The organism is Mammaliicoccus sp. B-M6 (assembly GCF_022386965.1).
Classification (GTDB): Bacteria; Bacillota; Bacilli; order Staphylococcales; family Staphylococcaceae; genus Mammaliicoccus; species Mammaliicoccus sciuri_A.
The window spans coordinates 1-10,957 of sequence record NZ_JAJNHJ010000050.1; the positions used below are offsets into that span (position 1 = coordinate 1).

A 10,957-nucleotide genomic window follows, 5' to 3' on the forward strand; every position below is an offset into this window, starting at 1 on the left:
TAATCGATGATTATCAGAAGTTCTATCCACATAAAAAGCACGACAAGTTCATGAACTTGTCGTGCTTTTTAATATAATTAGTTACCAAACAAACGACTCCAAAATCCTTTTTTAGATGGCTGCTCCACCTCATTATTAGTCTCACTTTCTTGTTCTTTAACTCGTTTCTCTTCCTCTGTAGTAACTTTTTTTATATCTTCATCCTTATTCTCACCAGATATAACACTATAATCCGTTGTTTGATTTTCCTCTTGTTGTTGGTTAGTATTTTTAGGTTCTACAGTAAAATCGGCTTCTTGTGCATTAATATTTTTTCTATCATTAGTCACTTTATCAAAAGAGTAATTAAGCTGTCTTTCTTCTTCTAATTGATTCTCTAACTTTTGAATTTTTTTATTACTTTCTAATGCTAATATTTGTTGATTTTCAAGCAATTTTGACCTTTCTTGCAACTCTTTTCTGTAAAATTCAATTGTTGTTTCATGACGACTTTCTTGTCTTTCAATTTGATCATTTAAAGTATCAATCTGTTTTTTAAGGATTTCTACTATTTGAGCATTACTTTTGGATTCAACATTATTATCTGACTTTTTTTTTTGTTTGTCTTCTGCAGTACTTTCAAAACCATATTTCTTTTTATTTTCATTTACCCTTTGAATAATTTTTTCTATATCCGTATCTTCTTTAATAAAGGAAGTATTTTCCTGTTTCAATGTCTCTATATTCAATCGTTTAATGTTATTAAAAATTGTTTGCTTACTAACCCCTAATTCTTCACTTAAGATTTTCACACTTTTCATATAATCAACCCTTTATAAAATGTTTATCAACCCTTTATGCTATATTATAAACTTATGAAGGTTTATATTCAAAGTTATAAAAGATGAAATGATCTTATTTCGTCAAAGGTTTGTCAAGGGTTTATAGTTGTTGACAAGCCTTTATCAACCCTTGACAAACTCTTATTTTCTCCTTTTATAACCTTGTTTAAAGTGCTATAATAGTCTTAACACATTAAAACCCCCAACTACTGGTAATAGTTGGGGGTTGGTAATAAAACGTTGCGGCACGTTTGTTTAATATCAATTTTATACTTGTATTATATAATGAATGTCACCTTAGTGCAAGAACTTAAATCGTTAAATAAATGTAAAGCTATATAAAAGCGTTTTATTACCTCTTACCATACTAAAATTCGGAAAGAGGTTTTTATTATGTCAAATTTCAAAAGAATTACAATACAAGAATTTGAACAAGAAAGATTTTATAAACTTTATAAATTTTTATTTGAAGATGAATATTTTAGGAAACTTAGTGATTCTTCAAAAATTGCCTACTGTATATTTAGAGATCGTTTTGAATTATCTAAAATGAATAACTGGATTGATGAAAATGGGAATGTATATTTAATATTTACTACTAAAGATTTATGTGAACTTTTAAATTGCGGAACTCAAAAAGTAACTAAAATTAAAAAGGAATTAGAAAATTTTAATTTATTAGAACAAGAAAGAATGGGTTTAAACAAACCTAATAAGATATATATATTAGAACCAAAAAAGCCTTCCAAAACCAGTAACAACAAGGAATTTCGAAAATCAAAATTCCAGAATAGTGAAAATCAAAATTCAAGAGTTTTGAAAATCAAAAAACAAGAATTTCGAAAATCAAAATCTAATGATACTAACTTAAGTAATACTGATTATATAAAGACTAAGAATAATGATATGAATGACTTGAATGATATAGCGGCTAAAAATAAAATAAGCAATCATTCAAATCACACAAATCAATTTTCAAATAATTTGGATGATAAAGATTATAAAGAAATTCTATTACAAGAATTCCCAGATCAATTAACGAATTATTTATTAAATTATAATTATAGAGATTTAGAAATGATAAAAGCTATTATTCTTAAAGCCAAAAAATCGTTTAACTCAAATCACGATGATGCGTATTATATGTTAGAAGATATTGAAGATGAAATATTAATTGCTTTAAAGAGATTTAAAAAAGCAATATACGACAGAGGAGTTAAAGGTCAAAAGGAAACAATCCATTCAATGCAAGGATACTTAATGCAAACAATTTTAACTGAACTCGAAGAATTATATTCAGCAGATATGAGAAGAAAAAATATGACAGGCAACAATATTTTTAATATTTAATTTCAATGTACTTACATTACCCAAAGAAACTTAAAAATATTCAATCAAAGTCCGAATTTTTAACTGTTGATAAGGAGTTTTGTCATATGTGGATGTCATTTATCTTTGGAGTTATACCAATGTTGGTTTTAATAGCTATTGCAAAACTGACTCAAATTATAAAACGAAATAATGAACGTTAGCTCAAAAGCTAGCGTTTTTTTTATGCCTTTTGCCTCTGCAGGAACTATAGCGTTCAACCGGCATGGTTGACAAGTTTTTATGCCAATTTTTAAATTTGCATGTAAATGGGCAGTGTCTAAAAAATTAGTCACTGGTTTTGATCAAATTTTAGTTTGTAGAATTAGAATATATTTATTCGGCTCATATTTGCGTTTTAAAAGCTTATGTAGGTTTTTAGGTATAAAACTATATGTTTTACCCCTAAATCTTTAAAATGCCCCCTTAAAATCCAAAATAAGGGTATTTAATTTTTTAATAAGTCTTGTGATAAAGTTTTGCCAAAAAGGAGATAGAAAATGCTTATATTTTTATTTATTTTGATTTGTGGCCTTTTAGGTTATTTCTTGATTAATCGTTCTAGAAAAAAGTAGACGACGCATTTATGCCGAGAAAATTTATTGAATGTGACAATAATGTTCGTTTTATCTGCTTTTTTCTTTGTTAGTATTTATTCAAATGAAAAGCTAATGGAAATCTTAAATTGTAGAAAAGAAAAATTAACAAAAATAAAAAGAGCTAGAAAAAGCAGATTTATTTAGTCAAATAAGAGTTGGTTTAAATAAACCTAATAAATTATATCTTAAAAAGCCAGTTGTTACACAAGATGATATTTATACTATAATTAGCGAAGAAAATGGCGATGACGTCAGTAATGACAAGGACGTATCAAAATCATACGTCCAGACGTATCAAAATCATACGTCAAGAAATATGAAAAACATACATCAAGACGTATCAAAATCATACGCAAATGATACTGATATTAGTAATACTGATATTAGTAATACTGATATTAGTGAAATGAATGGAATGAGTGGTAATAATATAGATAGTATGCCTGAAATAAATGACCATTCACTCCATTCAAACCATGAAAATGATAATTATTTAATTGATGAACAATCTCATTTATTAAAAAACTTACCTAAAGACTTACAAGAATTCATTAAAAGTAGATATATATTAGCTGATAGCATAAGTATTATAAATAAAATTATGCAAGCTAAAAGGGAAGCAGCTAATAGACGTGGTGATAGTTTATTCTTTATGTTCGAAGAAAACCCATTCTTATCGGAAAAAATTATGGATATTTTAATAACTGTCAATCGAGAAATGAAAAAGAAACGCGAATCAGTTCAAGCAATGTTAGGCTACTACTATAATTCATTAGTAAATGGTTTAGAAGAATTTCATTTTACAGAGCAAGCAAGAAAAACAGTACAAAATAAAGAAAATCCATTTCTAGATATATAAACGATCAAATAATGATCGTTTATATATACTTCTTAAATATGTTTAAAAGATGATTATTTTATGGAAACTCGCTCAGTAATAAGTTTTTTAGCTAATTATTGGTATCTAGTTTAGACAAAGATAAGATATATGTAGTTTATGATTGGACTGGTGGAACTATTTTAGGTAAGGCTGCTTTATTAGATTTTTACAAGCATGGTTTTGAAGCATATGAATTAGCTGGAGCTTTAGAAGGTTGGAAAGGCATGAGCTTACCTTTAGAAGATGTAGAATAATTTTATTGTTTGATTCCTTTTTCTTCTGAAAAAGGAATATTTTTTGAAATGATTTTCATTGCTTTGATATTAATAGCAATTTAATTATGACAAGAATATTAAAATTTTTAGGATAAAAAGTCATTATTTGTTTTTAATGGTGAAATAATATCTGTGTAAAAAACCTGATTAACATTTTTATATATTACAAATTGAACAGGAAATGAATTGGGGAAGAGTAAATTTTAAACTTGAATTTCTGATAAAAGATATACAAATGATTTTGAAAAATCATGGATATAGACTTTGTATTTTAAAGATTCAATTTGTGAATGAGTGATAATTAATTTGTGCTTTCAAATTATTAATGATTATTTTTAAATTAAATTGATCCAATAAATCATAAAACAAAAAATGAAATGGGGAATTATTATTAGAAAAAATTATAGCTAAAGTTACTCGTTGTGCAATATTTTCTTTAGAGTTATTGAAGGATTACTTTATTAATAGATCCTTAAACGCCGTGGAATAATTTTAAAATATTAAAAATTAATCACTTTAATATATGGTTTAAATGAGACGAATCAAATTAATTTTTATCCTGATTCATTCTAATTATATTAGGTTATCTTCTCTTATAACTTCTTTTGAGATTCTAACCTAAGAGCATAAGGGGATACAATGCCACTAGCGTGTCACTCAGCATAGCTGAGGTATCTAGCCCGTTACAAACGGTCTTATGCTCAAAAGTAAATGTCTTATAAAGCCTATTATATCAATGGTTTACGAGATTACAAAATTTAACAAAAAACAAATGTGCATTTTTACATTTTTTGTGCAGCGGCATTGAGTGAACTTGTATCTAAATTCTTTACAAGCCTATTAAATCAACGTTTATACGTTTATAAATTCTTTTAAATTCTAAAAAAAGCCTTATAAATTCTTTTTTTTGTGTTGATTAAACAAAAAATAAACCACCAATCATAATAGATCAGTGTTTTATTTTGATACTAATTATTGAATATTCTTCTTAATAATTCACCATCATGTGTTTCTGCTTTTAATGTTGCAATTAGTCCGTTTATTATCGAAAATTATACATATATATAGTGAAATATAATAGTTATGTATTAATTTTTTTATTGGAGGAATTATCATGGAGTTTTTAGAGTTATTTACTCGGGATTTATTATTTTGGCAAATTTTAATCGTTGTGTTTGGATCGATAGTAATAAAAAAAATCTCATTTCCAAAGTTACACCATGTTGAAATGAATCAAAAAAGTACTAAAGCTTTATCAATTCTTTCAAATTTTTTTATATTTATAATGGTTTCAATCATGATTTGCATGTTAATTCTTTTAACATTATCTGAAGTAATTACTCAAATTAGTATAAAAGAAATGAAAGAACATCAGCAAACTTTTTATGGATACTTAATATTTTTATTTATGTATTCTATGTATTTCGCACTGTTACTTTCACCCATTTGGATTAAGAAAAGGAAATTTTTTCTTTTAGAGTTAATTAATAAAGATGGAGAAAAAAAGTATTTTAAACTTTCAAAGCGATTGAATTATAACGGAATTGATAATTTAATTTATGAAGATGAAGATGGAAAAATATACGAGGAAACAGTGGAAGATATAAAAAGTAGGGAAGGTAGGTTGGTATTTATACCAAAATACAAATGGGTTTTTGATATCAGCACAAATAATTTTAAAGAATTCGAAATACTTCCTTTAATCTGGAGAAGAGTAATTTATAGTGTATTATTTTTATTAGCTATCTATATTTTATGGTTATCTATAGCTTCAATATTTACACTTTGGTCTACCAATTTAGAGATATCATTAATAAAATTTAAATTATTAATGACATGTCCTTCTATATTATTCACTACATACATTATAGTAGGTGGTTATAAATTATATTCATTATGGTTTGGTAGAAGGAAAATACCGTATAGAAAATAACATAATTCAACTTATCAGAAGTTACCTATCATCGTATATTCGGAGATGATATAATATACAAGTCGCCTATCTCTGGCGTCAAATTGACGTAGAGAGGAGGTGCATACGCAATGACCGACATCTTTGTAAATATCATGACCACAGCAGCAAGTGGTTGTATCGTTGCTTTATTTGCGCACTGGCTACGCAATCGCAATGATAAATAGGCGACTAGTCACACCAAAAAATCCCCTAACTACTGGCATAGTTAGGGGATTTGGTGCATACATGCACGACATCTTTGTTAATTGTATTATAACATCATAGTAGATAGGAATGCAAAGTTAAATACAATATAATATGTATAACTAAAATTTTAAGGAGGATATTGAATGAAAATAAATAGAGGATCTGATTGGAACATATGGGATTTACATATACATACACCAGGAACATGGCAAAACAACCAATTTAAAAATAGAGATTGGGAAAAATATATTAGTACTATTGAAAGTAAAAGCGTAAAAGTACTAGGAATTACCAATTATTTTACCATAGAAGACTATTTTATCGTGAAGGATTTTAAAGATAAAGGTCGATTGAAAAATGTTGATTTACTACTTCCTAACGTTGAGTTAAGGTTAGATAATTTTACTAGTAAAGATAAAGGAATAAATTTACATATTATTTTTTCGAATAAAGTAGATGAATATATTCAAACATTATTTTTGGATAAATTACAATTTCATAGTAAAGATAGCAGCTATTCTTGTAATAAAAAAGAACTTATTAGATTAGGTAGAGATTTCACAAATAATTCTAATTTATCAGCTTCGGAAGCTCTATCGGAAGGTGTTAAACAGTTTAAGGTTAATATAGATGATGTCGTAAAAATATTAAGTCGAAATAATAAGATTTTTGAAGGGAACTATTTGATAGGTGCTTCAAACAAAAGCTCAGATGGCGTTTCTGGTTTAAAAGATGGTCAACAAGCTGCACAAAAGAAAAAAATATATGAATATTGTGATTTTATATTTAGTAGTACTCCCTCTACTATAAAATATTTTTTGAATAGTAATGAAAATGAATTAAAAAGACAAATTCCGTGTATACATGGATCAGATGCTCACAAATATGAAGAAATATGTGAACCTGATGAAAGTAGATACACATGGATAAAAAGTGAGTGTAGCTTTGAAGGATTAAAGCAAATTAAACATGAACCTAATAAGAGGGTTAAAATTCAATCAAATCATCCAGAAAACAAAATAAATTATAATGTGATAGACAAAATTGAATTTAAAGAAGAAGGAAAGACATTAGGAAAGAGTAGTATTCATTTATCTTCGGGGTTAAATGTAATTATAGGAGGAAAATCCTCTGGAAAATCTATCTTATTATATAAAATAGCACAAATTGTCAATTCTTCTATAATTAATAAAATTGAAAGTGAAAATCTTTGGAAAAATAATTATAAAGGGTCATTTATAGACGATTTAGGAGGCCGAGTTTTTTGGAAAGATGGAACATATTCAAGTATAGATGATAATTCAAGACAATTATTATATATACCACAAATGTACATTAATAATTTGGCTGAGCAGTATAGAAGTGAATTATTGCAAAATAAGATAAAAATGACTTTATTAGAGAATCATAATATATTAAAAAGTTTTCAAGAATATGACGAATATATGAAAACCTATAATTCTTCAATAGAAAGTGAGATAGAAAAGATAAAGACCTATCTCAAAGAAGAAGAGACTATTGATGAAGGTATAAGAAATATTGGAAATGTTGAATCCGTAGGAAAAGAAATAGAAAGACTGAATGAACAACTTCAAAAAGAGCTAAAAGAAAGTGAAATAACTGAAGAAGAACAGAAGACATTAAAAGCTATTGAAAGTGAAAGAGAAAAAATTTCAAAAACTATACTCAAAAATGAAAAGATAATTCAAGAAACTAATGATTTAAAAGTGAAAATACAAAAAGAAAATGAGCGTGTTAAAAGCGAACTAGAACAAAGTAAATTTGAAAACGATGTAGAACAATATAAAAGTAGATATTTAGAACGAATTAAATCAAATGAAAAAGAAATTGTAAAAGAATTAGAAGCATTTGAAAAAGATAAGGAAAGTATCATAAAAGGTAAGAATAAGGAAATAGTCACTCTTGATAACAAACTAAAACCTATAAATGAAAAGCTTAGAAAAAAAGAACTTATTGAAAAGTTAAATAAGGAAATAAAAATTGAGAAAAACAAAAAAATAAAAATTGAGAAATTGAACAACAAAAGAATGGAAATAAAAGATGCATATATATTTTCTATAAATAAAATAAAAGAAATAGTAAATGGCTATTACCAAAAGGTGAATTTATACAAAGATAGTATTAATAGTCATTCTTCTAATATTAAAGGTATTAAAATTGTTCCAGAACCAATGTTTAATCACAAAAGGTTTAGCGATGAATTTATAAACAGAATTGATAGAAGAAAATTGAACAATCCCCATTTAAAAGAAATAATAGACGAAGATGGATATTTTAAAATAGATAACCTAGATAATTTCCCATCTTTAATAAGTAATGGAATTGATAAATTGTTAGAAGTAGAAAGCAATATTTTTAAAAAAGATTTAGATAGAATATCTATGATTAGATATATGACTATACCCTATTATGAAATTACTTTGAATTTATCAGATGGTGAGGATTTGATAACAGAGATGTCCCCAGGTAAAAGTGGTTTAATAATTTTAAAACTGTTAACTTATGTGAGTAATGAGAAGTTTCCAATACTTATTGATCAACCAGAAGATAACTTAGATAATAGAACTATTTCTAAAGAATTAGTTAACTTAATAAGAGATATTAGTGAACAACGACAAATAATAATGGTAACTCATAATGCGAACCTTGCAGTATTAACTGATTCTGAAAATGTTATAGTAGCTAATCAAGACGTGAGTGAAGATTTAAAAGAAAATAAAGAAGTAAGGTTTGAATATAAAAATGGTGCTTTAGAATCTATTTCTGATGATCCTAAGTTAGGTGATTTTCACGGAAAAAGTATTCAAGAACATGTTTTTGATATATTAGAAGGTGGCCAAGAAGCATTTAAAAAAAGAGAAAGTAAGTATATTAATTTTAGGTAACATATTACTACTATGCATATACGTCTATTTTAAGTACATTCTAATCATACAAATGAAGTTGTTGAATTTATAATAGCTTAAACGTATGATTAGTGTGTATTTTTTAACTTTTATTATTGTTGAAAGTTAAGTTGTATTTACTTATCACTCTTTTCATCTTCTAATTTATTGAGATAACGATAAATTGTTGTACGTGAAACTTGCCATTGTTCAGCAATTGTCTTAATTGGCGTACCATTATCATAAAGTGTTTTGAGCAATTTTAAATCTTGTTTGTTTAATTTTTCGGGTCTTCCACCATACCGTCCTCTAGCACGTGCTGCAATTCTACCAGCTGAAGAACGTTCTAAAATTAAATTACGTTCAAATTCTGCAAATGCTGCGAATAAATGAAATAATAATTGTCCGGTAGAACTTGATTTATCCATCGTTATATTTTCTTCTAAACTATGGAAACTTACACCTCGTTCGTTAAGCTCATTAACTAATGTAATTAAATCCTCCATATTACGTCCTAGTCTATCTAATCTCCAAACAACAATAGTATCTCCAGACCTTGCAAATTCAATTGCTTTATCTAAACCAGGTCTTTTACTTTTTGAACCACTCATATGATCGTTAAATATCTTTTCACAACCATATGCATTTAATCGATCTTCTTGTAAATTTAAATTTTGTAATCCTGTTGAAACTCTTGCATAACCTATTTTCAAAATACAAACCTCCTATATCCATCATTAGTGTACCATAACTTAAATACGGGTACTTTTATGAACATAGATTTTTTATTGGGTTTCTGAACATAAAAATAAATGTAATCCTCACTTATTTCGATATAAAAAAAGAGTGTACAGAAAATGGTTATTTTCTGTACACTCTTTTTCATTTATATGTTCTTGAATGTTTGCAATAAAAAAGCATCTAATCCATAACTGGTTAGGTGCTTTTTGTGATTAGATAACTAAATTTATATAATCAAAATTTATTCGTAACTGCATCGATACTTTGCTGTATGTATTCTTTTAATGAATTTCTACCTAAAGCTCCTTGAGGAGTTGTGCTTGATCCTTCGCCCTCATTCTCCATGTAAATACCTACCATAACTGACAAATTCTCTAATTTCATAATTCGATTACTTATTAACTCTGTATCTTTTTCTGTAAAGCCTGTAGGGTTTTCTGAAAGTTCCTTATCGATAATATCTTTAAATTCTAAAATATCTGATTGTGTATCTTTATCTTTCATCACTGTATAAAGTAAATCCAAACCCTCTACTTCATGGTTTACAGTATATTCTAAATTCACTGTATTAATTCGTGTTCTCAATTTTTGCGTTTTTCTGTTTATAGCATCTTTTAAAAGGTTACTCTGTTTTTGTTCCTTTCTTATTTCCTGTTCTACGCTATTTTTATATGACTTATAAGCAATGACAATACTTATAGTAGTTGCTACTAAAGCAAGGATTGATGTTAAACCGTCGAAAGCATGAGGGTACTGTTTGAAGAAACTTTCAAAATTATCTACTTGCCATATAAATAAGCCACAAATGACTGACGGTAAAACTATATACAAAAACAAATTACTTACTACTTTCATATTCACTATTCCTTTACATATTCGTTATGGTTATTGAGCTTTCTACATTTATGACGCACACCTTTAACTCGTTTCTGTCTTACTTCATCACGAAAAGCTCTCCCTATTGCTTTAACATCTTTTGCGTTTTTCCACTCTTGATCTGTAAATAAATCTCTTATTATAAAGGGGTTTTTATCATCTTTACTTTCAGCTCTTCTAATTACTTCGTTCAACGTTACCATTAACAATCAACCTTTCAATTTTATTTAGTTGTTTACTGGTTCTGTTGCAAAGTTGAATTTATAGTATAATTTTAACAAAAAGGAGTCTTCTGTATGAACTATTTCAGATATAAACAATTTAACAAGG

General features: G+C 27.0%; 9 protein-coding genes and 1 pseudogene. 6 read left to right on the top strand and 4 right to left on the bottom strand.

From position 1 onward, the window contains the following. Positions 1 to 77 precede the first annotated feature (77 nt). On the bottom strand, positions 78 to 800 hold the full coding sequence (locus LQ693_RS12640; RefSeq protein ID WP_074347720.1) for a DUF536 domain-containing protein: 723 nt from the start codon (positions 798 to 800) through the stop codon (positions 78 to 80). Positions 801 to 1,214: 414 nt separating this feature from the next. Here LQ693_RS12640 and LQ693_RS12645 point away from each other — a divergent pair, with 414 nt between their 5' ends. From LQ693_RS12645 to LQ693_RS12670, 6 genes and pseudogenes are all read left to right on the top strand, one after another. Further along, entirely contained in the window at positions 1,215 to 2,171 is a 957-nt protein-coding gene (locus tag LQ693_RS12645; protein ID WP_074347719.1) for a replication initiator protein A, read from the top strand. A 933-nt stretch (positions 2,172 to 3,104) separates the two neighbouring features. Then, positions 3,105 to 3,647: a hypothetical protein gene (locus LQ693_RS12650; protein ID WP_231411151.1), complete on the top strand. Its 543-nt coding sequence runs from the start codon at positions 3,105 to 3,107 to the stop codon at positions 3,645 to 3,647. Positions 3,648 to 3,763: 116 nt separating this feature from the next. Beyond that, a pseudogene (locus tag LQ693_RS12655) lies at positions 3,764 to 3,922 on the top strand (rhodanese-like domain-containing protein); the annotation flags it as partial. 1,135 nt (positions 3,923 to 5,057) lie between these two features. Next, complete coding sequence (locus LQ693_RS12660) at positions 5,058 to 5,876, top strand: hypothetical protein (protein ID WP_204169119.1); 819 nt, start codon at positions 5,058 to 5,060, stop codon at positions 5,874 to 5,876. 110 nt (positions 5,877 to 5,986) lie between these two features. Then, entirely contained in the window at positions 5,987 to 6,082 is a 96-nt protein-coding gene (locus tag LQ693_RS12665) for a type I toxin-antitoxin system Fst family toxin (protein ID WP_080352382.1), read from the top strand. A gap of 165 nt (positions 6,083 to 6,247) precedes the next feature. After that, positions 6,248 to 9,010, top strand: a complete 2,763-nt coding sequence (locus LQ693_RS12670; RefSeq protein WP_239743710.1) for a TrlF family AAA-like ATPase — start codon at positions 6,248 to 6,250, stop codon at positions 9,008 to 9,010. Positions 9,011 to 9,147: 137 nt separating this feature from the next. Here the strand turns inward: LQ693_RS12670 and LQ693_RS12675 are convergent, their stop codons facing one another. The 3 genes from LQ693_RS12675 to LQ693_RS12685 all read right to left on the bottom strand — a co-directional run bounded on the left by LQ693_RS12675 (position 9,148) and on the right by LQ693_RS12685 (position 10,830). Beyond that, positions 9,148 to 9,723, bottom strand: coding sequence for a recombinase family protein (locus LQ693_RS12675; RefSeq protein ID WP_000690626.1), 576 nt, complete (start codon positions 9,721 to 9,723; stop codon positions 9,148 to 9,150). Between the two features lie 262 nt (positions 9,724 to 9,985). Beyond that, complete coding sequence (locus LQ693_RS12680; RefSeq protein WP_119489787.1) at positions 9,986 to 10,606, bottom strand: hypothetical protein; 621 nt, start codon at positions 10,604 to 10,606, stop codon at positions 9,986 to 9,988. A 5-nt stretch (positions 10,607 to 10,611) separates the two neighbouring features. Continuing rightward, complete coding sequence (locus LQ693_RS12685; protein ID WP_119489785.1) at positions 10,612 to 10,830, bottom strand: DUF1413 domain-containing protein; 219 nt, start codon at positions 10,828 to 10,830, stop codon at positions 10,612 to 10,614. Positions 10,831 to 10,957 lie beyond the last annotated feature (127 nt).

What these genes read in the sequence shown, in the direction of transcription:
- LQ693_RS12660 (WP_204169119.1), top strand. Translation starts at nt 5,058, where the DNA reads ATGGAGTTTTTAGAGTTATTTACTCGGGATTTATTATTTTGGCAAATT.
- LQ693_RS12670 (WP_239743710.1), top strand. Translation starts at nt 6,248, where the DNA reads ATGAAAATAAATAGAGGATCTGATTGGAACATATGGGATTTACATATA.
- LQ693_RS12650 (WP_231411151.1), top strand. Translation starts at nt 3,105, where the DNA reads ATGAAAAACATACATCAAGACGTATCAAAATCATACGCAAATGATACT.
- LQ693_RS12640 (WP_074347720.1), bottom strand. Translation starts at nt 800, where the DNA reads ATGAAAAGTGTGAAAATCTTAAGTGAAGAATTAGGGGTTAGTAAGCAA.
- LQ693_RS12645 (WP_074347719.1), top strand. Translation starts at nt 1,215, where the DNA reads ATGTCAAATTTCAAAAGAATTACAATACAAGAATTTGAACAAGAAAGA.
- LQ693_RS12665 (WP_080352382.1), top strand. Translation starts at nt 5,987, where the DNA reads ATGACCGACATCTTTGTAAATATCATGACCACAGCAGCAAGTGGTTGT.
- LQ693_RS12685 (WP_119489785.1), bottom strand. Translation starts at nt 10,830, where the DNA reads ATGGTAACGTTGAACGAAGTAATTAGAAGAGCTGAAAGTAAAGATGAT.
- LQ693_RS12680 (WP_119489787.1), bottom strand. Translation starts at nt 10,606, where the DNA reads ATGAAAGTAGTAAGTAATTTGTTTTTGTATATAGTTTTACCGTCAGTC.